Origin of the sequence: Mucilaginibacter terrigena (genome assembly GCF_004168255.1) — a bacterium.
Taxonomy (GTDB): Bacteria; Bacteroidota; Bacteroidia; order Sphingobacteriales; family Sphingobacteriaceae; genus Mucilaginibacter; species Mucilaginibacter terrigena.
The window spans coordinates 80,312-104,474 of sequence record NZ_SEWG01000006.1; the positions used below are offsets into that span (position 1 = coordinate 80,312).

Here is a 24,163-nt window from a genome sequence, read left to right on the forward strand (position 1 = left end):
GCTGAACGTAGTGAAGCATCTAATAGCCGCCATGCAATCGTATGCATAGTTTGTTATTAGATCCTTCGCTATCGCTTAGGATGACAATCTTTTTTTACCCTTTTTCTTCCCAAACCATGCACAAATGCAAAATGGTATCAACCGCTTTTTGCATATCCTGTACCGATACCCATTCCTGCTTGCTATGGAACGCGTGTTCGCCGGCAAATATGTTTGGTGTTGGCAATCCCATAAACGATAAGCGCGAACCATCCGTGCCACCGCGGATGCTGCAAAGCTTTGGTTCTAACCCCGCCCGGCGCATGGCTTCCATACCGTAATCTACTATCTGCGGATGCTGGGCAAGCACATTTTTCATATTGCGGTATTGCTGGTGGGTATCCAGCATGTAGGTAGAATTTGGATAGCTTTTCAACACCTCATCAGCCACACTGCGAATCACGTTGGCATGCTCCGATAATTTATCTTCCTCAAAATCGCGGATGATAAAATCGATAACAGCGGCTTCTACATGGCCACTAATATCCACCGGGTGTACAAAGCCCTGCATACCTGAGGTGTGCTCGGGCGACAGGCTATCCGGCAAGGCCGAAATGATCTTCCCCGCAATTTTTATGGCGCTTTCCATTTTGCCCTGCGCAAATCCGGGGTGGCTGCTTACACCATTTATGGTGAGTTTTGCACCATCGGCACTAAAAGTTTCATTCTCCATATTGCCGGCGCTTTCGCCATCCATCGTATAAGCGGCAAAGGCGCCAATTTTGGCTATGTCGGCCTTGTCTACTCCGCGACCGATCTCTTCATCGGGTGTAAATAAAATTTTTATAACGCCATGTTTTATCTCAGGATGGTTGATCAACTGGTAGCAGGCATCCATAATTTCGGCGACACCGGCTTTGTTATCAGCGCCTAACAAGGTATTGCCGGAAGCGGTTATTATATCATTTCCCAACTGGTTCTTCAAGTCGGGGTGGTCTGCTAATTTTATAACCTGTGTGGCATCATCCGGCAGGGCAATATCATCTCCGTTGTATTTTTTATGGATGATGGGTTTTACACCTGTTCCGCTGCAATCGGGTGCGGTATCCATGTGCGAGCAAAAACAGATCACCGGGACGTTTGGCTTATCGGTATTAGCCGGGATGGTCGCGTACACGTAGCCGTATTGGTCTAAATGGGCATCGGCTATGCCAATTTCCAGGAGTTCGGTTACCAGCAGGCGGCCAAGGTCTTTTTGTTTTTCGGTAGATGGGGTGGTAGGCGATGAGGCGTCTGATTGCGTATCTATCTGTACATATCTTAAAAACCTATCCGTAACAGTAAAACTTAACGATGCGGTAAAATCCATATAAAGCCTATATTAGTAGAAATTTTTTTTTTGCCGCAAAGTTTATTGCTCAGCGGCTAAAGTGTAAATATCAAATATAAATTCATTGAAAAAGTATCTTTTATTAATTGTGTTGGCATTTGCTTTTTATGAAGGTAAAGCACAGGGTAGTTTAAATTATGCGTCGTACGGTATTGGTTTGAGCGTAAGCAGGAACCGGCCTTTTGCCGATCTTAAAAAGGAAAATGATAACCAATCGTATGCCGTAACGTTCAACTATTTTTATACCCCTTATGTGCCGATAGGGTTGGAATTGCAATTTGGTAAGCTATCTGGTGGCAGTAATACCGACTTAAACGTTGACATAGCGGGCCGGATGTACGAAAATAATTACAAAGCATTACTGTTACATATGGATGTACAGGCCGGCGAGATAATGGATTACCAGGGCAGTACCGTATTAAATATTTTGAAAAACTTTTATTTAGGCGCGGGCGTGGGGGGCATATACAACAGTGTTGTAACCCAGCGTACAAGCCCAAGCGATCCATCATACACCTTCCCGGGGAAAGATAGCGGGATAAATTTTATTGTGCCGCTACGTTTTGGGTACGAGTTTAAATTTTACAACGCTTACGACCAGCCGAACATTCGCCTGGATCTCGGCTATCAGCATAACCTTACGTTTGGCGAAGGGATAGATGGCTACGCCGACCCTTCAACTAAGTTTAAGAACAATGCGCTTGACCAATACCGGCAAATAACCATAGGGATTAAAGTGAACTTTGGCGGCCAGAATTCTTATGACAAGGAGATAAGGGGGTACTAACGTGAACATTGAAGAACTGCGCGATTATTGCCTGTTAAAACCCGGCGTTACCGAAAGTTTTCCGTTTGGTGAGGATACACTGGTTTTTAAGGTTGGCGATAAAATATTTTTACTTACCGGGTTAGATTCGCCAAGCTTTAACGTAAAATGCGATCCCGAAAAAGCCGTTGAACTGCGCGAACAATTTAGCGAAGTTAAACCCGGATATCACATGAATAAAAAGCACTGGAACACCGTGCAAACCGATGGCTCACTGACCAATAAACAGCTGCGCGAACTGGTTGACCATTCTTATGAACTGGTTTTTGAAAGCTTACCCAAAAAGCTGCAGGCTGATATAACCGACGGTAAATAACATTATGAAAAAAAGCCTCTTTTTATTGCTATCCGTTTTATGCTGCCTAAAGGGATATGCCCAGTTGACACCCTTTGAGCAAAGCCGGGAGAAAAACTACACCGCTACCTATGCCGAAGTAGTAGCCTATTACAAAAACCTTAGCAAAGTGCAGCCACAAATGCGGCTGTTCAATTACGGCTTAACAGATGTTGGCAAACCATTAACATTAGTAGTTTTATCCAGGGATAAAGTATTCGACCCGGCGCTTATCAAAAAACAAAACAAGCGTGTACTGCTCATTAATAACGGTATCCACCCCGGCGAACCCGAAGGTATAGATGCCAGCATGATGCTGGTGCGCGACCTGCTTAAAAAAAACCAGCTGCCTAAGGATGTGGTGCTATGCTTTATTGCGCTATATAATATCGATGGCAGTTTAAACCGTGGTGTATCGCGCCCCAATCAGAACGGCCCGCGGGCTTATGGCTTTAGGGGCAACTACCGCAACCTGGACCTTAACCGCGATTTTATAAAAGCCGACAGCAAGAACGCCCTGGCCTTTGCCCAGATCCTGAATACCTGGCAGCCCGAGGTATTGCTGGATAACCACACCAGCGATGGCGCGGACTACCAGTATATTATGACGCTGATAGAAACCCAAAAGGACAAGCAAAACCCGGTACTGGCCGCATATACTGATAAAACACTTACGCCCGACCTGTACGAGGGTATGAAGAAAAGCGGCTTTGAAATGATCCCATATGGTGCCGGCGAGCAGGGCCTGCCTGATAGCGGTATTGTTAGCTTTATGGAAACGCCACGCTTTTCGACGGGTTTTGCTGCACAGCACAACATCATCAGTTATATGACAGAAACACACATGCTGAAACCTTTTGACAAGCGCGTTTGGGCAACCTATGCCTTTATGCAAAACCTTATTGCCATTTGCCAGCGCGATGCAAAGCTGTTGGGAACTATGAAAAAACAGGTTGATGCGGAAGTGAGCAAACAAAAAACATTTGCGCTGAATTGGGCGCTTGACGAAACCAAGGTAGATACCATCACCTTCAAAGGATACGCCGCCGAATATAAAACCAGTGATGTAAGCGGGCTAAAACGGCTTTATTATGATCGCGATAAGCCATATAGCAAAAGCATAAAGTTTTATAATACATATAAAGCCAGCGCAACGGCCGATAAGCCCGTGGCCTACATTATTCCGCAGGCATGGGGGAAAGTTATTGACCTGTTTAAACTGAATAAGGTGGCTATGAGCCGCCTGGCGCATGATACCACGCTTGCCCTGCAAATGTATTACATAGCCGATTACAAAACCGGAACCCGCCCGTATGAAGGGCATTATATTCATACAAACGTTCAATTAAACCCGGTTGATACCAAAGTGCGTTTTTACGAAGGAGACTACGTAGTTTACGTTAACCAGCCCATTAACCGTTACATTGTTGAAACGCTGGAACCACAGGGTGTGGATTCGTTCTTTGCCTGGAACTTTTTTGACAGCATGCTGGGCCAAAAGGAATATTTTTCGAACTATGTATTTGAAGATGTTGCTGCCCAAATGCTAAAGGATAATACTGCCCTGCGTAAAAAGCTTGATGATGAGAAAGTTAAAGACCCTAAGCTTGCCGCCAGCGCTGCCGCACAGCTAAACTGGGTTTATCGCAATTCCCCTTATTTCGAAAAAACATACCTGCGCTACCCCGTGGGCAGGCTGCTAACCAATACTAAACTCGACCTTAGATGATGGAAATTTTCCTGGCGGCCCCCGTGGCGTCAATCATATTCGCAATTACATTAGCTGCCTCGCTGTGGGCTTTCTCTAACGAGAATATCTACGGCGAATTTATATTGAACCCCTATAATGTATCGCGCGGGTATAAGGTTTATACCGTTATTACCAGCGGGTTGATCCATAAGGACTGGAACCACCTTTTCTTCAATATGCTGTCGTACTACTTCTTTGCTTTTCAACTGGAAGCGCTTTTGGGGCACTGGCAGTTCGGCGTATTGTACTTTCTAAGTTTAATATTAAGCGATCTGCCATCCATCCAAAAACATAAAGAAGATATATGGTACAATAGCCTTGGCGCTTCGGGGGCAATAAGCGCGGTAGTGTTTAGCTATATTATGTTTGCCCCGCGGGCAGAAATGAGCCTGATATTTATACCAATACCTATGCCGGCCTGGGTGTTTGGCGGATTGTATCTTATTTATTGTCACTTTGCATCCAAACACGCCCGCGATAACATTAACCACGACGCCCACTTTTATGGCGCGCTAAGCGGTGTTATTATCACATTCGCCCTACACCATAATATTTTTAATGAATTTGTGCAACAGTTTAGCGGGGCAGCGAAATAGTACCGGCGCTTATTTTATCACCGGCCTCGTCAAACAAAAAGCTCATGGGCTTCTCAGGATTTTTAATGATCTCTAACAGCAGGAACCCCCAGTTTTTCCAGAAATTTTCCAGTACCTGCCCGTAGGTTTTGTTTTGCCATTCATCAAACAAGGGCTTGCTGCTGATGCCGCGCAGGGGCATGTCTTCAATATATATATCCTTGCCAACGGGCAAAATATTATACTCGGGCAGGCGGTTAAACAGGTAATTGCTGTAGAATACCCGCCCGCTAAATTCCTCGAACTGTATGGGGTGCAAGGTGTCTTCTTTTAGCTGCTCGTAAATTTTGTGGTGATAGCTAAAATTGGTATTGTTATCCTGCAGGCATATCACCAGTCCGAAATCTTTTATCCGCAGGGCGAATGTTTGGGTGTTGATCTCATCGCGGTAGCCAAACTCTTCCGGCTTGTTATCCACCTTAAATAAAAAAAGACTAAAGGGCTTAAATTCTTCGAAATGGATGGGTAAATTAATGCTCTGCAGCATTAAATGCAGGTGACTGAACTTATGAATGATGGCCTGCGAGATGTTAAACTCCTCGCCCTGTGCATGCATCATTTTTATACCCGACTGGATCTCGTTAAAAATTATACCGTACAAAAGCTTGCTGGTCCATTGGAAAAGCTTTAACTCGTCCAATGTTTTTACACCTTCGTAACCATTAGCAAATGCCGCTGCTATTTCATTTTCAAGAGGCTCTAAATATTCATCATTAACAGCTGCCGAGCAAGGGATCTTCAGATCTTTATAAGTAGCGATGCTTTCATCAAGCAATTTAAAAGGCTGGTCTTCCAGGTTGTAATGGCTCATCAGCCATTGCGGAAACACCTGGATCTTTTCTTCCTCGCTTTGTAATGCTTCCCCTGTAAGGAAACATTTGGTGTTGCTAAAATTAAACTTTTCGAACGGTGCGTAAATTTGTGCCGGCATGGCTGCAAAGATAAGCAGGAATTTAACAGTAATATTTTAGCTTTGATATTTGACATGCAGCTTACTTATCAACCATACGAATTACTGCTGAAGCACACCTTTACTATCGCTAAATTTTCGCGTAACAGCACCCCTTTAATGTTGGTGCAGCTAACTCACGAGGGTAAAACCGGCTATGGCGAAGCCTCGATGGTGCCTTATATGGGCGAAAGCCACCAAAGCGCCGCTGATTTTTTAAGTAAAGTTGATATAAGCCAGTTTAAATACCCTTTTGATTTTCCATCCATCATTAATTACCTGGATAGCATTGCGCCGAATAACCCGGCCATAAAAGCCGCAATAGATATTGCCCTGCACGACCTGGAAGGTAAGCTTAAAAATCAGCCCTGCTGGCAGCTTTTGGGCAGCGACCCCGAAAAAATGCCGGTAACCAGTTATACCATTGGGATAGATACTAAAGAGGTTATCCTGCAAAAAGTAAAAGAAGCCGAAGGCCTTAAAGTGATAAAGGTAAAGCTTGGGCGCGATAGCGATAAAGAGCTGATCCAAACCATCCGATCGGTAACCGATGTGCCGCTTTATGTGGATGCCAACCAGGGCTGGACAGACCGCAAACAAAGCCTGGATATGATCTACTGGCTTCAGGAACAGGGCGTGCAGCTGATAGAGCAGCCTATGCTAAAAACAGACATTGACGGCAACGCCTGGATAACTGAACACAGCCCTATCCCCATTATAGGGGATGAGGCGGTACAGCGTTTGGCTGATGTTAAGTCGGCCCAGGGCATTTACCATGGCATCAATATCAAACTGATGAAATCGGCCGGGATGTACGAAGCGCAGCAAATGATAAACAAAGCCCGCGAACTGGGACTTAAAATACTGATAGGGTGCATGAGCGAAACCAGCTGCGCTACCCTCGCCGCCGCCGCCCTTGCCCCGCAATGCGATTGGGCCGATCTGGACGGGCCTTTGCTAACGGTTAATAATCCTTATAACATGCCCGGGATGGTTGATGGTAAGTGGGTGCTGAGCGATGCCGCAGGATTGGGGTTACATCATTTCTAAAAATATTACTCCCTTTCTCAGCTCGCGTTCATCGTTAAAACCCTTTCTTCCTCACAACTCCTACCTTCCTGCTTTTTGGCGATGGCCTGTCGGCAACTTCATCCGCACCATAACGGCGGGCCATTTTTGCTATACGCTCTTCCATAGTTTCGGTGGTTAACCGTTCGCGGCCCAGGCTGTCAACCAGTATCGGGAAGGCAAAAGGTGTTGGCCGTTCTATGGTTTTTAAGATAATACTTTGCGTTTGAATGCGCTGCAAGGCCGCGCGGAGGCGAAACTCTTCCAGTTGAAAAGCCAATGCTTCGTTATAGGCCTGGCGCACCAGCAGGTTATCGGGCTCGTACTCGTTAAACACCTCGAACAGCAGCGATGTAGATGCCTGTAAATGTTTGTTTTTTACCTGCTGGCCCGGATAACCGGTGAATACCAACCCGCCTATATGCGCTATATCCCTAAATTTGCGCCGCGCCATTTCGTTGGAGTTGAGACTGTTTTGAATGTCTTCTATCAAATTGTTAATGGAGAAGAAATCAGTGTCTTCCAAAGCCTGTTCAATGGGGATATCCTCGTCGGTCAGCAGCTCGAAACCGTAATCATTCATGGCTATAGAGAAGCTGGCAGGTTTTATTTTAGAGATGCGATAGGCCAGTAAACTCGCCATCCCCTCATGTACCAAGCGCCCCTCAAAAGGGTAAAATAACAGGTGGTGCCCCTCGCGCGATTTAAAAGATTCTATCAAAAATTCGTGGCTCTGGGGCAAATGCGAAAGTTTAGCCTGTAGTTCAAATAGTGGTTTAAGCGCCTTAACTTCTATATCCGTTTCAATGCCATTGGCTACCTCGTCCAGTTTATCGCGAAAGACGGCAGATAGCTGAGACGACAAAGGCATCCGGCCGCCAGCCCAACTTGGTATTAAACCCTTGGTAGATTTTGATTTTTTTACATAGGCGGTCATTTCCTTCACCTTAATAAACTCCAGGCTGCGACCGGCAAACCAGAATACGTTACCGGGCTTTAGTTTAGATATAAAGCCTTCTTCCAACGTGCCCAAACTTCCCCCGCTCAGCCACTTTACCCTGATGCTAAGCTCGCTTGTAATGGTGCCAATGCTTAGGCGGTGGCGCATGGCTACGCGCCTGCTGTTTACCTTGAACAGGCCGTTCTCAACCTCTACCTTCAAAAATTCATCGTACTGGGCAAGTGTTTTGCCACCGTTGGTAATAAAATCAAGCAATTGGTTAAACTCTTCGCGGCGCATATCGGCAAAGGCGAATGTGGTTTTAACCTGCCGGAATAATTCATCGGCCCTAAACCCATCAGATACGGCCAGTGTAACCATAAACTGGATCAGCACATCAAACGTAAGCAGCATAGGGTCGCGGCTTTCGAACACGCCTTTTTTAATGGCACTTTTTAACGCGGCGCCTTCTAATAATTCCAGCGAATGGGTAGGCACAAAATAGGCTTTGGATATAGCACCCGGATGGTGACCGCTTCGCCCGGCGCGCTGCATAAAGCGGGCAACCCCTTTGGGGCTGCCTACCTGTACAACCGTATCCACCGGCCTAAAATCCACCCCAAGATCTAAACTGGAAGTACATACTACAACCTTTAAAGCCTCGGCATGCAGGGCTTGTTCCACCCAGTTGCGCAGCTCGTTATCCAGCGAGCCGTGGTGCATGGCCATAATGCCGGCATATTCGGGGTAATTATCTATAATGGCATGGTACCAGATCTCGCTTTGCGACCGCGTATTGGTAAATATCAGCGTTGTTTTACTTTTTGCTACTATCTCCATAACCTGTGGCAGCAGCTTAACGCCGATATGCCCCGCCCAGCTATAGTTCTCAATATTCCCGGGGATAACAGATTCTATCACCAGCCGTTTATCAATATTTGCCCTTACCATCTTTATCTGCTCCGGCGGAAAATCATTCCCTAACAAAACCTCGGCGGCTTGTTCCAGGTTGCCAATGGTTGCACTAATGCCCCAGATGCGGAGTGGTGCGGGGTGCGGCGTTGTCGGAACGATAGCGGTTTTAACATCCGCTCCCCGCACCGAAATCTCCGCACCCATGCTTTTCAACCTGCTCAAGCCCAGTTCTACCTGCACACCGCGTTTGGTGCCCAGCAGTTCGTGCCATTCATCGCATACCATTACCTGGAGGCCTTTAAACACTTTGTCGTATTCCTTTTGGGCAAGCATCAGGTGCAGGCTTTCGGGGGTGGTAAGCAATACTTCGGGCAGTTTGCGTTTAAGGGCGGCTTTTTCAGCGGCGGAAGTATCCCCGGTGCGGGTCATGATGCGCCAGGGCAGGCCAATATCGTCGCACACCTCCTGCATCGCTTTGCGGATATCATTAGTTAAAGCACGCAGCGGCGTTATCCATAACATTAGTAACCCGTTGTTTTTTTGAGTAGTATAAGTATCGGGGTATTTGTTAATAAAATCAGCAAGAAAAGGAAGGAACAAAGCAAAGGTTTTACCACTGCCGGTAGGCGCGTTAAGCAAACCCGAAAACCCCGAAAGATAGGCCGCTTCCATTTCTTTTTGAAACGGGAACTGCTTCCACTGTTTTTGTTTATACCATTGCTGTATAATCTTTTGTCCTTTTGTAACCATTGTTTATGCTAACAAAATACACTATAATTGGTTATAGCTATCAACTGTAAATTAATTAAATTGTTACAACCATGAAGCCGTTCAGATACTTATTTATACCCTTATTTGCTATTTCTATTGTATCCTGCAAGCAAAAACCTTCTGCAACAGCAGGTAATAACCAGCTTGCAGATACAGTTAATTTCGTTGATACCGCTATTGTAGATATGCCCGGTGATAAACCCGTGCCGCTTGCCCAGCTGATTGTTCCGGGGATAAGCGTTGGGCAAACCGCTATAAATGAAAGTTTAGAAGTTGTGCATAAAAAGCTTGGCAAACCCGATGGCGGCGATGCGGCTATGGGTAAAAGCATTTCCTTTTGGTACGCAAATCACGATACCAGCAGCTACGTAACCCAGATATATTTTACGCGGGATATGGGGAATGACGAAACCGCCCGTGTTAAAGAGATCCGCGTTACCTCACCGTCATTTAAAATTAGCAGTAAGATACATACAGGCTTACCATTCAATAACATTAAGCCGGCATATACGCTGTCCAAAACAGCAACATATACATATAAGGGCAGCCAACATAAGCTGTATGACGATGTTAAGGCCGGTGTAGGCTTTGAGGTGGATGACAAAGATGTAATTGCCGCAATAGTTGTACACGAAACCGGGACTGATATAACAACCAATTACCAGGGACTGTTTCTTAATTAAGGCCTGTAAATGTTTAAAAAGCGCTTAAACTTTTGGCAATTGCTCTATTAGTCAGATCCAGAAGGTAGCCCTGAGAATTATTTAGCATTCTTAAGGTAATCGTGAACTTCCTGGTCTACATCAATAATATCAATATTTGGTTTTATAATGCGCCAGTTACCGTCAACCAAAAAGTAAGTCGGCACGGCGGCAATTTTCCAGTTGGCCACATTGGGCGAGTAGTCGCCTTTAAGGTCGGCCACCTGGGGCCAGTTAAGGTTACTTTGTTTTATCGCGCGTTTCCACACCTCCGGATCGGTGTCTGTTGAAACGCTAATTATAGCGAAGTTCTTTTTATCGCTGTCGCCGATGATCAGGCCATTCAATATTTTAGAATGGTTCATCTGGCTTAGCCTGCTGCCCGATATCCAAAACTCCACCAGTATAACCTTTGCATTTACCGAGCGCTTGTTAAAGCTTTTTCCATCGGGTGTATTGCCAGTAATATCCGGGGCAACAGAGCCGGGTAAAAGTTGTATCAATACGTTTAATTTATCCGCTATTTTTTGTCCATCGGGTGTTTTTTTGGCTTCATCAGTAAGTTTACCAAATATCTTATTATAATCTGCCGGGTGTTCGTCCAAATACTGCCGCGCCATAATATGGGCTGCCACTATATTATCAGGGTATTGGGTAACATAGGCGTTTAAAACTTCCGGCTCTAACTTTCGCCGTTTTGTTTGCATGGCGCGCGTTTTATTTATAAAGGCTGAATGCTCTTTTTTAGATAAACCGCGCGCAGCGCGGGAGTCTAAAAAGGTAAGCAGCGAATCGATGGTATGATTTAGCCTCCCTGCTATCCTGTTTTCTATTTTATAATAAGCAGATAGTTGTTGCTGCGTTTTTGAGGCCGAAGTTATGTTTGGATATTCTCTCCGGTTATTGGTGTTCAACTCAATAGAGTAGCTTCCATTTTCAAGGTAAACCTCAAAGCTTTTTTTGGCGCTTAAGGGTTTATCGCTGTCAATTACCGATACAGTATAATAACCCGGGCTTGTAATAGGATTGTTAATAACAGCGTTGCCGTTTGTAATGGCCTGGGTAAATAAAGTTTGGTTGACCTGGTTTAAAGTAATGGTGCCATTTTTTATATCAGCCGATTTAAAGGTTAACTCAAATTTAGGTGCATTGTTACAGGCAATTAATAAAACGCACGAGGCAATAATGTAGCAGCAGTATTTCATGATTACATTGTGACAGGGTAGCCCCGAAATTATGAAATATCTTATTATGAAAGATAAAAACAACTATTAAGAATGTAAAAATACTGACACGGATAGCCTAATTAAACAGTTTTGCTTAGACTGTTTCTAAATAGTCTTTATCATTCCTTAATGCCGAAACCATTTCTATCTTTTGGTACTTTTGCGTAAATAAATCTGATCAATAATGAGCGAATTTAAACAAACCTTTAACTCATCACTGGGAAAGAAGCTGATAATGGCTTTAACTGGCTTGTTTTTGTGTACTTTTTTAATTGTGCACCTGGGCGGTAACCTTTTATTATTTAAAAACGACCAGGGCTTTGCATTTAACAGCTACGCAAACTTCTTAACGCATTTTCCTCCTATCGAGGTGATAGCTTACCTTTTATACCTGGCTATAATTGTGCACGCTGTTTATGCCCTGGTGCTAACTATTAAAAACCGCAGGGCAAGGCCGGTGGGGTATGCCGTACAACCAAAGTCGGATGCTTCATGGTCATCAAAAAACATGGGCTTGCTGGGTTCAATCCTGCTGCTGTTCATCGTAATCCACATGAGCGATTTTTGGTTTACATATAAGTATAATAACGTTTTAGGGTTTAAAGAGTACCGTACAGATCTTGCCACTAACCAAACATCGGTATCTGATTACACTCCCCCTGTCGCAGATTTTGAAAGATCGATATCAACCGAGAATAATGTAGAAATAGTACGTGTGAAGGATTTGCACGCGCGCATTCAAACCAGCTTTAGCCAGCTATGGTATGTTATATTTTATGTAATTGCAATGGGGGCTGTATCGTTCCACTTGCTGCATGGCTTTCAAAGCGCATTCCGCACGCTGGGCTGGGTACATAAAAAATATACGCCTATTGTTTACTTTTTTGGCACATGGCTGTTCGCGGTTATTATACCAATAGGTTTTGCCCTGATGCCAATTATATATTACATTAAGAGCCTTTAAAGAGAATCAAGACCATAAGAGTCAAGATTCAAGACAACGTGTTTAATAAATTTAAAAACACAAAGGAAAGAAAGGAAAGACAACATCAAGTATCTTGATTCTTGTCTCTTGATTCTTACCTCTAAAATAAAAGAAATGAGTTTAGATGCTAAAATTCCGCAAGGCCCATTAGCCGAAAAATGGAGCAAGCATAAGTTTAACTTAAAGCTGGTTAACCCATCCAATAAGCGTAAGTACGATATTATTGTTGTGGGTACAGGTTTAGCCGGTGCATCAGCAGCGGCATCACTTGCCGAGCTTGGTTATAATGTTAAATCGTTCTGTTTCCAGGATAGTCCGCGCCGTGCGCACTCTATTGCTGCTCAGGGTGGTATTAATGCTGCAAAAAATTATCAAAACGATGGCGATAGCGTTTACCGCCTGTTCTACGATACTATTAAAGGTGGTGACTACCGCGCCCGCGAAGGCAACGTTTACCGCCTTGCAGAGGTATCGGTAAATATAATTGACCAGTGTGTTGCACAGGGCGTACCATTTGCCCGCGAGTACGGCGGCTTGCTGGATAATCGTTCGTTCGGTGGTTCGCAGGTGTCACGTACGTTTTACGCTCGCGGACAAACAGGACAACAATTGCTTTTGGGTGCATATTCGGCATTAAACCGCCAGATCCACCTGGGTAAAGTAAAAATGTACACCCGTACCGAAATGCTTGACGTGGTTGTTGTTGACGGCCATGCAAAAGGTATAGTTACACGTAACTTAAAAACCGGCGAGATCGAAACGCACGCGGGCCACGCGGTACTTTTGGCAACTGGCGGCTACGGTAACGTTTTCTATCTTTCTACAAACGCAATTGGCTCTAACGTAACAGCAGCCTGGAGAGCACACAAACGTGGTGCTTACTTTGCTAACCCTTGTTACACCCAGATCCACCCAACCTGTATCCCGGTTACCGGCGACCACCAGAGCAAACTTACGCTGATGTCGGAGTCGTTACGTAACGATGGCCGTGTTTGGGCGCCAAAAACGGTTGAAACTGCGCAAAAACTACAAAAGAAAGAAATTGCTGCTTCTGATGTAAAAGAAGAAGACCGCGATTACTTCCTGGAAAGAAAATATCCGTCATTCGGTAACCTTGTACCGCGCGACGTGGCATCACGTAACGCTAAAGAAATGTCTGACGAGGGTAAAGGTGTTGGTACAACAGGCTTAGCCGTTTACCTTGACTTTGCCGAGGCTATCCAACGTTTAGGCGAAGATACCGTACGTGCCAAATATGGTAACTTGTTTGACATGTACCTGCAAATTACCGATGAGAACCCGTACAAACAGCCAATGCGCATTTACCCTGCGGTGCACTACACCATGGGTGGCCTTTGGGTTGATTATAACTTAAGTACAAATTTACCTGGCCTTTACGCCATGGGCGAATGTAACTTCAGCGACCACGGTGCAAACCGTCTTGGTGCATCTGCACTGATGCAGGGTTTGTCTGACGGTTATTTTGTTATCCCTTATACTTTGGGCGATTACCTTGCTACCATAGGCCCTAAAAAGGTTGATACCAGCCACCCTGCTTTTGAGCAAACCAAACAAGATGTTATCGCATACAACAACAAATTACTTTCCCTAAAAGGAAATAAAACCGTTGTTGAATATCACCGCGAACTTGGCCATATTATGTGGGAGTACTGTGGTATGGCGCGTACTGAAGAAGGCCTTACCAAAGCTAAAGCCCTTATAAAAGAACTTAAGGCTGATTTTTGGAAGAACGCTATTGTAACCGGTGAAAATGAAGAAGTGAACGCTGCCCTGGAAAGAGCAGGCCGCGTTGCCGATTTCATCGAACTTGGCGAATTGATGGTTACCGACGCTTTGACCCGTCGCGAATCATGTGGTGGCCACTTCCGTTTAGAATCGCAGACTGAAGAAGGTGAAGCCCTTCGCGATGACGAAAACTTCGCTTTTGTATCAGCATGGGAATTTACCGGTGAAAACGAGGAAGAAGTGCTGCACAAAGAAGAGCTGATTTTTGAAAATGTTAAGTTAACACAACGTAGTTATAAATAGAGAATGGTTGATTGAGTGAACAGAGGATGGTTTTAACCACTCACCACTTAACTAATCAACTACTCACTAATCTCAATAAACATGAGTGGACACATGAACCTGACGCTGAAAGTATGGCGCCAAAAAAACACACAAACACCGGGCAAGTTTGTGACCTATAAGGCCGAAAATATTTCGCCGGATATGTCGTTCCTGGAAATGCTTGACGTGGTGAACGAAAGCCTTACCCGCAAGAACGAGGAGCCTATTTATTTTGATCATGACTGCCGCGAAGGTATTTGCGGGTCTTGTTCGTTATATATCAACGGCCACCCACACGGCCCTAAAAAGGCTATCACAACCTGCCAGTTACACATGCGTACCTTTAGCGATGGCGAAACCATTACTATCGAACCATGGCGTTCGGCCGCGTTCCCGATCGTGAAGGATCTGGCGACAGACCGTTCCGCTTTCGACCGTATCCAACAGGCTGGTGGTTATGTATCTATCAACACAGGTGGTGTGCCTGATGCCAACGTGATACCTATCCCTAAAGTTATTGCCGATGAGGCGTTTAACTCTGCTACCTGTATTGGTTGTGGTGCTTGTGTTGCCGCATGTAAAAATGCATCAGCCATGTTGTTTACCTCAGCAAAAATTACCCAGCTTGGTTTATTACCACAAGGCCAGCCCGAGCGTTACAGCCGTGTGCAGGCTATGGTTGCCCAAATGGACCAGGAAGGCTTTGGTAACTGCACCAACACCGGCGCTTGCGAAGCAGAATGCCCTAAGGAGATCACCCTGAACAATATCGCGTTCATGAACAACGATTTCTTTAGCGCCAAATTATTCCGTGAAGAACACGCGCATGACCATACCGGCGGCGAATAATTTAGATACTATTTAACCAAAAAATAAAAGCCCGGCTGCATTTGCAACCGGGCTTTGTTATGAAGGGCCTGCGGCCTTAAACTTTCTTGATCGCCTTTAGCAGATCGCTTGCCTCCGGTTGTTTTTCAAATGCCTGCACCAGTTTTCCGTTTTTATCATAAAGGGCAACAAACGGAGTGTGTTTTAGCTGATAAAAGCGTTGTACAGTGTATGTGTAACCTTCGGTACCCAAAATAAAGTTTGGATATGCCTTTAAACCGTAATCGTTCTCAAAAGCTTTCACCATACGTATATCGGTATATGTTATCAGTAATACCTGTATGTTTTTAAACTTAGCCATTGACGGCTTCATATCATTGATCAGTTTTTGGCAATGGGGGCAATCCGGCGCAAAGTAGATGATCATAACCGGTTTGTTCTTTACAAGGTCGGCCGGGGTAAGGGTCTGGTCTTTAGTTGTTAATATTTTATACGGAGGAATAGTAGACGGGATAGTTTGGGCCTGTGTGCATGCAAAATCGGCTATTACCGCCAATAATAAAAATATAAGTCTCTTCATTTGTTTTATTGTCATTGAGGATATAAAATTAGGCTTCAAGCAATTCCAGTTGCCAGGCAATATGTTCTTCTGTTATAGGGAATAACGCATTATTACGTATTGTATGATAAACGGCATCAAATATTTGATTGTAATCCCCTTTTTGCGAAGGTACAGGTTCCGTTATCTTTTGGTTATCTATGCCTACTGTTATTAATTGCCCCTCATTGCCCGCAGGCTCAACGCCGTAAGCCGGGTTAGTCGGCATCATGCCTTTATCCAGCTGTGCCTCCTGTACATCGGTACGGTTTTTTATAAAACTGCCCAGGGTTCCATTCACCCAAAAGCCCGGCGTATCACCGGCTATTTGCAAGCCCGAGGTTAAATAAACGTTTAGCTGGTTTGGGTATATTAGATGATAATGAAAGTAATCAGGCACTTCCGAACCCTCGCGGTACATGCCGGTAGTTTTAGTGAACGATAGAGGTTTGCCAAATAAGGCGATGGCACCGTCAATTAAATGTGCGCCAAGGTCATAAACCAGGCCACCGGCCGGCACGCCTTTGGTTTCTTTAAATGATTTTACGCCTATCGCCGCTTTATAACGATCCATCCGGAAGGTAACTTCTATCAGGTTGCCCAGGCGGCCGCTTTCTATTATTTCTTTGGTTGATAAAAAGCCGCTGTCGTACCTGCGGTTTTGGTAAACCATCAGGTGTTTGTTTAAACCGCGGGCAGTATCAAACAACTCCTTAACCTCTGCCGATGTTGCCGCGGCAGGTTTTTCGAGCAATACGTGCTTGCCGGCTTTCAGGGCCATCATTGTATGCTCGTAATGCAGGTTGCTTGGCGTGTTTACAATTACCAGTTCTACATCGGTATCATTTAGCAACTCATCAATTGAATTATAACTGATAATATCAGGATAAATACAGGTAGCTATTTTTTTGCTTCGCTCTACAATTCCCTTAAGGGTAAACCCCGGGTTGGTACTGATGAACGGCGCGTGAAAGATGCGGCCCGACATACCGTAGGCCATTAAGCCTGTAACTATTGGTGCTGACATGGCGGTAAATTTATCATATTAACAGGTATCAACATAAATTATCTAAATAAAAAAGGGATAAGCCTAAGCCCATCCCTTTTCTATTTGTAAAATAAGCCGGGCTTATTTCATGCTTTTTTGGATCGCTTCAATTTTTGCTAAGTGAGCTTTAACTGTAGGCAATGTTTTGGTAGCAAAAGCCATCAGTTCCATATCCTTGCAGTTTTTAGAGGCATCTTCTAACATCGATGCTACTTTCTTGTGCCCGTCAACCATGGCGTCAACGTAAGCTTTATCAAAATCATTACCGGTTTTTGCAGCAAGGTCGGCAGCCATTTTTTGGTGGTCGGCATCCGGCGCGGTTGGTAAGGTGATGTTTTTGGTTTTTGCTATGGCCATTAATTCTTCGTTGGCTTTAGTATGGTCCATAACCATCATTTCGCCAAACTCTTTTACCTGCGGGTTAGTAGCTTTTTCTGAAGCTAATTTACCGGCGGCAACCTCTGCCATACCTGCGTTAGCTGCATCGGTTGCAAATTTTGCATCCATAGCGTCAACAGCTATCCCGGTAGATCCATTTGTGGTAGTGTCTTTTACAGCATTTACACTGTCGGCGGTTTCTTTACTGTCTTTTGCGGCGTTGTTACAGGCCTGGAATGATAGGGCTGCAACAGCCATCATTGCCACTAAACTTAATTTTTTCATTTTATAGGTATTTTTTAGTTTTTATAGTTAACAAAATTTACTGTAGATAGTTTTATAGCAAGTGGCTTATCCTTCTGTTTAAATTGTGCTTATTATTGTTATACCTTAAAGTTTTATTATTTTTGACAACATAAATTAAACCATATGAATTTTCCTGCAGAGTTAAAATACACAAGCGACCACGAGTGGATCAGGGTTGAGGGCGACGAAGCTTACATCGGTATTACCGAGTTTGCCCAGGGCGAATTAGGCGACATTGTTTACATAGATATTAATACTGTTGGGCAGGATGTTACAAAGGAGTCTGTTTTTGGCACGGTTGAAGCAGTTAAAACAGTATCTGATTTGTTTATGCCGGTTGACGGAATAATTTTAGAGGTGAACAAAAAACTGGATAGCCAGCCAGAGTTGGTAAACTCCGACCCATATGGCGATGGCTGGATGGTGAAGATCAAATTGACTAACCCTGCCGACGCGGAAGGCCTATTAGATGCCGATGCTTACAAAAGCGTTATCGGACAATAAAGCTGATGAAGGAAACACTAAAATATTACGGGCCTGCTATTTTGTGGGCCCTGTTTATTTTGATACTATGCTGCGTGCCATTTGGTGATGTTAGCGGCCCGTCATTGTTCTTCCCGGGGTTTGATAAACTGGTACACTGCGGTTTATTTTTTGTGCTATCCATATTATATTGTTATGGCAGCATCCGCAAGTGGCAAACACGCAGCATCCGTATAGAGATAGCGATGAAAAATACCATTGTGCTTATTAGCTACGGCGCTTTGATAGAAATGCTGCAAAAGTATGTTTTCACCTGGCGCAGCGGCGATTGGAACGATCTGCTGGCCGATGCTATTGGTGGGTGTATGGGTATTTTCGGGGTGTTATTAATCAGTAATGCTATCAATCATGAAAAAAGTTAAACTACTATCGGCCGCGTTATTACTAACCGCCGTTTTTTCTTCATGCGGTTTGTTTAAAAAGGATTGCAACTGTCCGCACTTTGGTAGCGTAAAGGCTGCTAAAACTTCTATAAAGGCAGTTTAAGATATTTCACCCAAAGACGTAGTTTTTGTTGGGTTTAAATTTCCTTTTCTTCGCGTCTCTGCGTCTTTGCGAGACACTTATCAAACAATAAAACAATTTAACAATCCACCAATTCCCTTATTTGGATTTGTTTTAAATAAGCTTACATTTGTGATCTAAAATTTACGCAAATGACGCTTGAACAGCTTGGAGTAGGAGAAACAGGGATAGTAAAGGAATTTACCGACCTGGAAATGTCTGTAAAGCTGATGGAAATGGGTTGCCTGCCCGGCGAATCTGTAAGGGTATCGCGCATAGCCCCCCTTGGCGATCCTATCGCTATCCATGTATCTGGTTACCAGCTAAGTTTGCGCAGATTCGAAGCATCAACCATAATTTTGCAATAGTATTTTCATTTGAAAGCTGATATCAGAGTAGCGCTTGTTGGAAATCCAAACACCGGTAAATCGACACTCTTTAATGCACTAACCGGGTTAAATCAAAAAATTGGAAATTTTCCGGGGGTTACTGTTGATAAAAAAATTGGTTACACCCAACTGCCTGACGGCCGTCGCGCCGAAATAATCGACCTTCCGGGTACGTACAGCTTATACCCTAAAAGCCGCGACGAATCTATCGTATTTTCGGTACTGGCCGAAAAAGCTACCGAACTTACCCCCGACCTGGTCATTGTAATTATTGATGCCACCAACCTTAAGCGCAACCTGCTGCTTTACACACAGGTTGCCGATCTAAAGATCCCGGTTATCATCGCCTTAAACATGATCGACCTGTCTAAAAAGGCAGGTATCGATATCGATATAAATAAACTGGCTGCAAAGCTTGGGGTGCCTATCGTCCCGGTATCTGCCCGCAAGCTGGAAGGCATTGGTGAACTAAGAACTGCTATATCTTACGCCAATAAATTTGCTTTGCAGCAGGAAAGCATCGATGTAAAAGGCATAGCGCCCGGCATTATCGAAAGCATCAGCAAAGAGCATGGTATCGATAACCCATATTTTTCCCTTCAACTGGCCCACCAGCACGAAACCTTAAAGTTTTTAACGCCCGAACAAAGCGAGCGTATCGAGCAACTGGAAAAGGAACATGGTTTCCATTCACAAAAGGCGCAGGCCACCGAAACTATTGCCCGCTACAACTACATCAACGACCTGCTCTACGATACCGTTAAAACGCCAGTTACCGCGCACGACGAATCCATAAGTAATAAGATAGACAAGATACTTACCCACAGGGTATTTGGTTTCATCATTTTTATAGGGGTGCTGCTTTTCATGTTCCAGTCGATATTTGCGTGGTCGGAATACCCCATGTCGCTGATTGAAGGCCTGTTTGTTTGGATGGAAGGTGGCTTGCGCAATATATTGCCCGCCGGCCCGCTTGCCGACCTGCTCATCGACGGCGTGGTTGCCGGCCTTAGCGGTGTGCTGGTGTTTATACCGCAGATAGCCATCCTTTTTGCCTTTATATCCATACTGGAAGATACGGGCTATATGTCGCGCGTTACGTTTATGATGGATAAGATCATGCGTAAGGTTGGCCTTAATGGTAAATCGGTAGTGCCGCTGATAGGCGGCTTTGCCTGCGCGGTGCCTTCCATCATGAGCACCCGCACCATCGAGAACTGGAAGGATAGGATGATAACCATTATGGTAACACCGCTGGTGGCCTGCTCGGCCCGTTTACCCGTTTACACTTTATTAATTGCCCTTGTTGTACCCAACCGCAATGTATGGTGGATATTTAACCTGCAGGGCTTAGCCCTAACGGGGATGTATGTGCTGAGCCTGGTATCGGCTATAATAGTGGCTTATGTAATGAAATTTATACTGAAGGCACGCGAGCGCGGATACTTTATTATGGAGTTGCCGGTGTACCGTATGCCCCGCTGGAACAACGTGCTTTTTTCGATGTACGAGCGCTCAAAAACATTTGTGCTGGAGGCCGGGAAGGTAATTATCGCCGTATCGGTGATCCTTTGGGTGCTATCCTCATACGGCCCGGGAGACCGTTTCACCAATATCGAAAAGAAATACCAGCAGCCACAATACACCCAAAGTATGAAGCCGGATAGCCTGGCAAGGGTGATATCTACCGAGAAGCTCGAAAACTCTTACGCCGGTGTGTTAGGCCATGTAATAGAACCGGTTATTAAACCCATCGGGTTCGACTGGAAGATAGGGATAGCGCTGATCACCTCGTTTGCCGCCCGCGAAGTATTTGTAGGCACCATGGCCACCATTTACAGTGTTGATGGCGATGCCGATAGGATAGATTCCGTACAGGATAAAATGCGCAATGCCAAAAATCCCAATACCGGCGGCCCGGTGTTTACGCTGGCAGTGGCGTTTTCATTAATGATGTTTTACGCCTTTGCCATGCAGTGCGCCAGCACCGTGGCTGTAGTGTACCGCGAAACCAAAGACTGGCGCTGGCCCGCCGCACAGTTTGTGTATATGACCGTGCTGGCTTACGGGGCGGCGTTTTTGGTGTATAATTTATTGAAGTAATATCGAAATTCGATACCGAATGATGAACCAATTAAATGTTGATCACTGAAGCTATGAATAAACATAAATCAGAATGTATTCCTGACAGAATTGGAAAATTTGAAGCCTAATTCATGGCCTTTTTTTCTTGTCAAGGAAACATAAAGTGAGTCTGCTTCTTTCGTAGTACAGCCATAATTTTCCATACGATCAAATAAAAAGTATTTTTCGAAAATAGTTTTCTTGCCATCAATGCCATCAGTATAAGCCAATGAAATGTAATAGGCTGTTCCACTATCAAAAAAAATGTCTTTCGGAGCGTTAATAAGCACCTCCAAATACGCTTGATTATTAATAGTCCAATTTAGTTTAGGAAAGGTGCTCGAATAAAATTTATTAAATTGATGATTATATGCGCAAAGTTTAGTATTTAACATTATTGCCGGTCGCTTCCCAGTATTTAAAACTGTAAACAAACAAGTCCTTTTAACAGAATCGTACTTTGCCTTAATTATCATGAAAACGGGCCTGGCATCGTAGTAGGCTTGTTTATTAACAAGAATTTGTGCTTGCAATTGTAGTTTAGCCAGATTAGCTTGTGCTTGAATTGCCTTCAATTGCTCTTTATTGATAGAATCTTGGAGGGAGTTCCTTTTCTCTTGACTCTTAAATCGTTGTTCAGAGATCAAAGAATCTCGTTTTCTGTTATCCTCAAGTAACGCGTTAGTGGATTTACTATCTGCAGAATCAGTCTTTCTTTGATTAAGACTTGTTGTGAATTGCCTTTGAGCTAAATTAAGTTGCTTGCCGCTTTCTGACAAACTTCTGTAGGAAAAATAAGATGTAGTAACCAAGGTCACAACGGTAATTACAACCAAGCCGGAATTTATTAGAAATTGGGCATATTCAGAGTTGTTTTTAACCCATGTTTTTAAAGATGAATAACTGTTACGACGAGGCCGATTTGACATAATTTTAAATTTGTTCCATACACACCATTCTTAACCTTCAAGCAATCAGCCAAAGAGCTGGTTTATCTGTTATTATAAATGTACTTATCTTAATTTATTATAAAGAATTCAAATCATTTATAAGATTATTAAAACCGCTATCTTTGGGTAGAGGTAAAAATTGGATAAAGTAACAGTATTAGCACAGTATCTTCCGCCTGATGCGGCGCCGCTTATTGGCCGCTGGATAGATTACTTTAAATGTGAGTTTAAAATTTCGCGCAACCGCGGCACCAAGTTTGGCGACTACCGCGCGCCGCACTTGGGCAAGGGACACCGCATCTCCGTAAATTTCGACCTTAACCCTTACGCTTTTTTGGTGACCACTGTACACGAGTTTGCACACCTGCACACCTGGAACGAGCACAAGCATAAAGCAAAGCCGCACGGCACCGAGTGGAAGAATAATTTTAAGAAGATGATGCAGCCGTTTTTTGAAAAGGAAGTATTCCCGCCGGATGTAAAACAGGCTATTACCAGCTACCTGAATAACCCGGCCGCCTCAAGCTGTTCAGACCTTACCCTGTACCGCTCGCTGCGTAAATACGATGCGCCGAAGGAATCTGTGCATACGGTAGAAAAACTCCCGTTAAAGGCCTTATTTAAACTAAAGGACGGCCGCATCTTCCGCAAGGAAGAAAAATTGCGCAAGCGTTATAAATGTGTGGAGATAAGCACCAAACGCATTTACCTGTTTAGCCCAGTAGCCGAAGTAGAAGTAATGCCGGAGGCTTAATTATAGTAACCTTACCAAACCCTGCACAAAAGCCCTTTCAGATATTCCCCCTCAGGGAAGGATGCCCTAACGGGATGGTCTTCGGGTTGGTGGAACTGGTAAACAAACTGTACCTGTTTACCCGCATCAAGTGCGGCCCAGGCAAGCACCTGTTTAAAAGTTTCCATATCCATAGCGCCCGAGCACGAGAAAGTAGCCAGCAGGCCGCCGCTGTTTAGCAATTGCATACCCAAACGGTTTAGATCTTTATACGCCCGCGATGCCCTGTCGAGCGCCGAGCGCGATGGCGCGTACTTTGGCGGGTCGAGTACGATAATATCAAACATTTCCCCATCCTCCCTGAATTTGCGGAGTTGCGCGTTCACGTCAGATTTAATGGCGCTGTGCGCCGTTCCTTCAAATTGATTAATGCGGATGTTCTCTTCAAGCGTTTCCAGCGCCAGCGCCGAGCTATCCACGCTGGTAACCGATGCCGCGCCGCTTTTTAATGCGTTTAAGGTAAAACCGCCGGTATAGCTAAAGCAGTCCAGCATTTTTTTGTCTTTGGCATAAGTTGCCAATAACAGGCGGTTGTAGCGCTGGTCGCAATAAAAGCCCGATTTCTGGCCTTCGGCGATATTGATACCGTAGCTGATGCCATTCTCTTTCACCATTACCAGTTCGGGCGGGTGGGTGCCGGCTAATAATACATTGGTAGTTTCCAAACCCTCGTGCGAGCGGGAGGTGGCATCACTTTTATCAAAAACACTTTCGGGTTTTAGTAAGGTGTTTAGTTCATCTATAATAACCGGCATAGCGTTTTGCATGCCCGATGTTAGTATTTGTACCGCCAAATGGCCGGCATATTTATCTACTATCAAACCGGGCAGGTAGTCGGATTCGCTGAAGATCAGCCTGCAGGTATCGGTGCTGCCATCTGCCAAAATATGCGCGCGGCCGGCAACGGCAACACGTACTTTATCACGGAACCAGTTATCATCAACAGCAATATTCTCGTCCCATTCCAGCAAACGCACCGCCACACGCGATCGATCGTTATAAAAACCAAAGGCAAGGAAATCTTTCTTGCTATCCAGCAGGCGAATGATGTCGCCATTGGCCGGTTTGCCTTTAACTGTCTCTATCGCTCCCGAAAACACCCAGGGGTGTTTGTGCAGTACCGCTTTCTCCTTGCCTTTCTTTAATATAACGTCGATCATAGC

24 protein-coding genes are annotated in these 24,163 nt (G+C 44.6%); 15 read left to right on the forward strand and 9 right to left on the reverse strand.

Annotated elements, in window-relative coordinates:
- Positions 1–94: 94 nt before the first annotated feature.
- Complete coding sequence (gene pepT / locus EWM62_RS15420; protein WP_129877577.1) at positions 95–1,348, reverse strand: peptidase T; 1,254 nt, start codon at positions 1,346–1,348, stop codon at positions 95–97.
- 85 nt (positions 1,349–1,433) lie between these two features.
- Between pepT and EWM62_RS15425 the strand changes: the two genes are divergently transcribed.
- The 4 genes from EWM62_RS15425 to EWM62_RS15440 are packed head-to-tail and all read left to right on the forward strand — an operon-like array spanning position 1,434 to position 4,875.
- Positions 1,434–2,156 carry a hypothetical protein gene (locus tag EWM62_RS15425; RefSeq protein WP_129877578.1) on the forward strand — a complete coding sequence of 241 codons (723 nt, stop codon included), beginning with the start codon at positions 1,434–1,436 and terminating at the stop codon, positions 2,154–2,156.
- Position 2,157: 1 nt separating this feature from the next.
- Entirely contained in the window at positions 2,158–2,511 is a 354-nt protein-coding gene (locus EWM62_RS15430; RefSeq protein ID WP_129877579.1) for an MmcQ/YjbR family DNA-binding protein, read from the forward strand.
- 4 nt (positions 2,512–2,515) lie between these two features.
- On the forward strand, positions 2,516–4,258 hold the full coding sequence (locus EWM62_RS15435) for a M14 family zinc carboxypeptidase (protein WP_129877580.1): 1,743 nt from the start codon (positions 2,516–2,518) through the stop codon (positions 4,256–4,258).
- Positions 4,255–4,875, forward strand: a complete 621-nt coding sequence (locus tag EWM62_RS15440; RefSeq protein ID WP_317127820.1) for a rhomboid family intramembrane serine protease — start codon at positions 4,255–4,257, stop codon at positions 4,873–4,875. Before EWM62_RS15435 ends, EWM62_RS15440 begins: the two co-directional genes overlap by 4 nt.
- Here the strand turns inward: EWM62_RS15440 and EWM62_RS15445 are convergent.
- Positions 4,856–5,845, reverse strand: coding sequence for a hypothetical protein (locus EWM62_RS15445; protein ID WP_129877581.1), 990 nt, complete (start codon positions 5,843–5,845; stop codon positions 4,856–4,858). The genes EWM62_RS15440 and EWM62_RS15445 overlap by 20 nt on opposite strands.
- 54 nt (positions 5,846–5,899) lie before the next feature.
- On the opposite strand from EWM62_RS15445, the gene EWM62_RS15450 reads away from it, so the two are divergent.
- On the forward strand, positions 5,900–6,913 hold the full coding sequence (locus EWM62_RS15450; RefSeq protein WP_129877582.1) for a dipeptide epimerase: 1,014 nt from the start codon (positions 5,900–5,902) through the stop codon (positions 6,911–6,913).
- 34 nt (positions 6,914–6,947) lie between these two features.
- Here the strand turns inward: EWM62_RS15450 and EWM62_RS15455 are convergent, their stop codons facing one another.
- Entirely contained in the window at positions 6,948–9,536 is a 2,589-nt protein-coding gene (locus tag EWM62_RS15455) for a ligase-associated DNA damage response DEXH box helicase (protein WP_129877583.1), read from the reverse strand.
- A 71-nt stretch (positions 9,537–9,607) separates the two neighbouring features.
- Here EWM62_RS15455 and EWM62_RS15460 point away from each other — a divergent pair, with 71 nt between their 5' ends.
- The gene (locus EWM62_RS15460; protein WP_129877584.1) at positions 9,608–10,240 is read left to right on the forward strand and encodes a hypothetical protein; all 633 of its coding nucleotides are present in this window, start codon (positions 9,608–9,610) and stop codon (positions 10,238–10,240) included.
- A 77-nt stretch (positions 10,241–10,317) separates the two neighbouring features.
- Here the strand turns inward: EWM62_RS15460 and EWM62_RS15465 are convergent, their stop codons facing one another.
- Complete coding sequence (locus EWM62_RS15465; protein ID WP_129877585.1) at positions 10,318–11,463, reverse strand: redoxin domain-containing protein; 1,146 nt, start codon at positions 11,461–11,463, stop codon at positions 10,318–10,320.
- A 205-nt stretch (positions 11,464–11,668) separates the two neighbouring features.
- Here EWM62_RS15465 and EWM62_RS15470 point away from each other — a divergent pair, with 205 nt between their 5' ends.
- The 3 genes from EWM62_RS15470 to EWM62_RS15480 all read left to right on the forward strand — a co-directional run bounded on the left by EWM62_RS15470 (position 11,669) and on the right by EWM62_RS15480 (position 15,388).
- The gene (locus EWM62_RS15470) at positions 11,669–12,448 is read left to right on the forward strand and encodes a succinate dehydrogenase cytochrome b subunit (protein WP_129877586.1); all 780 of its coding nucleotides are present in this window, start codon (positions 11,669–11,671) and stop codon (positions 12,446–12,448) included.
- A 135-nt stretch (positions 12,449–12,583) separates the two neighbouring features.
- Positions 12,584–14,518: a fumarate reductase/succinate dehydrogenase flavoprotein subunit gene (locus EWM62_RS15475; RefSeq protein WP_129877587.1), complete on the forward strand. Its 1,935-nt coding sequence runs from the start codon at positions 12,584–12,586 to the stop codon at positions 14,516–14,518.
- An 81-nt stretch (positions 14,519–14,599) separates the two neighbouring features.
- On the forward strand, positions 14,600–15,388 hold the full coding sequence (locus EWM62_RS15480; RefSeq protein ID WP_129877588.1) for a succinate dehydrogenase/fumarate reductase iron-sulfur subunit: 789 nt from the start codon (positions 14,600–14,602) through the stop codon (positions 15,386–15,388).
- A gap of 76 nt (positions 15,389–15,464) precedes the next feature.
- On the opposite strand, the gene EWM62_RS15485 is transcribed toward EWM62_RS15480, so the two are convergent.
- The 3 genes from EWM62_RS15485 to EWM62_RS15495 form a co-directional block, all read right to left on the reverse strand.
- The gene (locus EWM62_RS15485) at positions 15,465–15,947 is read right to left on the reverse strand and encodes a TlpA family protein disulfide reductase (RefSeq protein ID WP_162499853.1); all 483 of its coding nucleotides are present in this window, start codon (positions 15,945–15,947) and stop codon (positions 15,465–15,467) included.
- A 28-nt stretch (positions 15,948–15,975) separates the two neighbouring features.
- Positions 15,976–16,992: a Gfo/Idh/MocA family oxidoreductase gene (locus tag EWM62_RS15490; protein ID WP_129877590.1), complete on the reverse strand. Its 1,017-nt coding sequence runs from the start codon at positions 16,990–16,992 to the stop codon at positions 15,976–15,978.
- A gap of 102 nt (positions 16,993–17,094) precedes the next feature.
- Positions 17,095–17,676 carry a DUF4142 domain-containing protein gene (locus EWM62_RS15495; protein WP_129877591.1) on the reverse strand — a complete coding sequence of 194 codons (582 nt, stop codon included), beginning with the start codon at positions 17,674–17,676 and terminating at the stop codon, positions 17,095–17,097.
- Between the two features lie 144 nt (positions 17,677–17,820).
- Here EWM62_RS15495 and gcvH point away from each other — a divergent pair, with 144 nt between their 5' ends.
- The 5 genes from gcvH (at position 17,821) to feoB (ending at position 21,236) form a co-directional block, all read left to right on the forward strand.
- Entirely contained in the window at positions 17,821–18,201 is a 381-nt protein-coding gene (gene gcvH / locus EWM62_RS15500; protein WP_129877592.1) for a glycine cleavage system protein GcvH, read from the forward strand.
- 5 nt (positions 18,202–18,206) lie between these two features.
- Positions 18,207–18,602 (forward strand): VanZ family protein, encoded by a 396-nt coding sequence (locus EWM62_RS15505; protein WP_129877593.1) that lies wholly within the window; start codon positions 18,207–18,209, stop codon positions 18,600–18,602.
- On the forward strand, positions 18,589–18,726 hold the full coding sequence (locus EWM62_RS19345) for a hypothetical protein (RefSeq protein ID WP_162499854.1): 138 nt from the start codon (positions 18,589–18,591) through the stop codon (positions 18,724–18,726). Before EWM62_RS15505 ends, EWM62_RS19345 begins: the two co-directional genes overlap by 14 nt.
- Before the next feature lie 170 nt (positions 18,727–18,896).
- The gene (locus EWM62_RS15510; protein WP_067057508.1) at positions 18,897–19,112 is read left to right on the forward strand and encodes a FeoA family protein; all 216 of its coding nucleotides are present in this window, start codon (positions 18,897–18,899) and stop codon (positions 19,110–19,112) included.
- Positions 19,113–19,121: 9 nt separating this feature from the next.
- Positions 19,122–21,236: a ferrous iron transport protein B gene (gene feoB, locus EWM62_RS15515; protein ID WP_129877594.1), complete on the forward strand. Its 2,115-nt coding sequence runs from the start codon at positions 19,122–19,124 to the stop codon at positions 21,234–21,236.
- Positions 21,237–21,304: 68 nt separating this feature from the next.
- Here the strand turns inward: feoB and EWM62_RS15520 are convergent, their stop codons facing one another.
- A complete protein-coding gene (locus EWM62_RS15520) occupies positions 21,305–22,186 on the reverse strand; it encodes a hypothetical protein (RefSeq protein WP_129877595.1) in 882 nt (293 codons plus the stop codon).
- 160 nt (positions 22,187–22,346) lie between these two features.
- Between EWM62_RS15520 and EWM62_RS15525 the strand changes: the two genes are divergently transcribed.
- The gene (locus EWM62_RS15525) at positions 22,347–22,961 is read left to right on the forward strand and encodes a SprT-like domain-containing protein (RefSeq protein WP_129877596.1); all 615 of its coding nucleotides are present in this window, start codon (positions 22,347–22,349) and stop codon (positions 22,959–22,961) included.
- 11 nt (positions 22,962–22,972) lie between these two features.
- Here EWM62_RS15525 and EWM62_RS15530 read toward each other — a convergent pair whose 3' ends face one another.
- Positions 22,973–24,160, reverse strand: a complete 1,188-nt coding sequence (locus EWM62_RS15530) for a class I SAM-dependent rRNA methyltransferase (protein ID WP_129877597.1) — start codon at positions 24,158–24,160, stop codon at positions 22,973–22,975.
- Positions 24,161–24,163 lie beyond the last annotated feature (3 nt).

What these genes read in the sequence shown, in the direction of transcription:
- pepT (WP_129877577.1), bottom strand. Translation starts at nt 1,348, where the DNA reads ATGGATTTTACCGCATCGTTAAGTTTTACTGTTACGGATAGGTTTTTA.
- EWM62_RS15435 (WP_129877580.1), top strand. Translation starts at nt 2,516, where the DNA reads ATGAAAAAAAGCCTCTTTTTATTGCTATCCGTTTTATGCTGCCTAAAG.
- EWM62_RS15440 (WP_317127820.1), top strand. Translation starts at nt 4,255, where the DNA reads ATGATGGAAATTTTCCTGGCGGCCCCCGTGGCGTCAATCATATTCGCA.
- EWM62_RS15445 (WP_129877581.1), bottom strand. Translation starts at nt 5,845, where the DNA reads ATGCCGGCACAAATTTACGCACCGTTCGAAAAGTTTAATTTTAGCAAC.
- EWM62_RS15450 (WP_129877582.1), top strand. Translation starts at nt 5,900, where the DNA reads ATGCAGCTTACTTATCAACCATACGAATTACTGCTGAAGCACACCTTT.
- EWM62_RS15455 (WP_129877583.1), bottom strand. Translation starts at nt 9,536, where the DNA reads ATGGTTACAAAAGGACAAAAGATTATACAGCAATGGTATAAACAAAAA.
- EWM62_RS15460 (WP_129877584.1), top strand. Translation starts at nt 9,608, where the DNA reads ATGAAGCCGTTCAGATACTTATTTATACCCTTATTTGCTATTTCTATT.
- EWM62_RS15465 (WP_129877585.1), bottom strand. Translation starts at nt 11,463, where the DNA reads ATGAAATACTGCTGCTACATTATTGCCTCGTGCGTTTTATTAATTGCC.
- EWM62_RS15470 (WP_129877586.1), top strand. Translation starts at nt 11,669, where the DNA reads ATGAGCGAATTTAAACAAACCTTTAACTCATCACTGGGAAAGAAGCTG.
- EWM62_RS15475 (WP_129877587.1), top strand. Translation starts at nt 12,584, where the DNA reads ATGAGTTTAGATGCTAAAATTCCGCAAGGCCCATTAGCCGAAAAATGG.
- EWM62_RS15480 (WP_129877588.1), top strand. Translation starts at nt 14,600, where the DNA reads ATGAGTGGACACATGAACCTGACGCTGAAAGTATGGCGCCAAAAAAAC.
- EWM62_RS15485 (WP_162499853.1), bottom strand. Translation starts at nt 15,947, where the DNA reads ATGAAGAGACTTATATTTTTATTATTGGCGGTAATAGCCGATTTTGCA.
- EWM62_RS15490 (WP_129877590.1), bottom strand. Translation starts at nt 16,992, where the DNA reads ATGTCAGCACCAATAGTTACAGGCTTAATGGCCTACGGTATGTCGGGC.
- EWM62_RS15495 (WP_129877591.1), bottom strand. Translation starts at nt 17,676, where the DNA reads ATGAAAAAATTAAGTTTAGTGGCAATGATGGCTGTTGCAGCCCTATCA.
- gcvH (WP_129877592.1), top strand. Translation starts at nt 17,821, where the DNA reads ATGAATTTTCCTGCAGAGTTAAAATACACAAGCGACCACGAGTGGATC.
- EWM62_RS15505 (WP_129877593.1), top strand. Translation starts at nt 18,207, where the DNA reads ATGAAGGAAACACTAAAATATTACGGGCCTGCTATTTTGTGGGCCCTG.
- EWM62_RS19345 (WP_162499854.1), top strand. Translation starts at nt 18,589, where the DNA reads ATGAAAAAAGTTAAACTACTATCGGCCGCGTTATTACTAACCGCCGTT.
- EWM62_RS15510 (WP_067057508.1), top strand. Translation starts at nt 18,897, where the DNA reads ATGACGCTTGAACAGCTTGGAGTAGGAGAAACAGGGATAGTAAAGGAA.
- EWM62_RS15520 (WP_129877595.1), bottom strand. Translation starts at nt 22,186, where the DNA reads ATGTCAAATCGGCCTCGTCGTAACAGTTATTCATCTTTAAAAACATGG.
- EWM62_RS15530 (WP_129877597.1), bottom strand. Translation starts at nt 24,160, where the DNA reads ATGATCGACGTTATATTAAAGAAAGGCAAGGAGAAAGCGGTACTGCAC.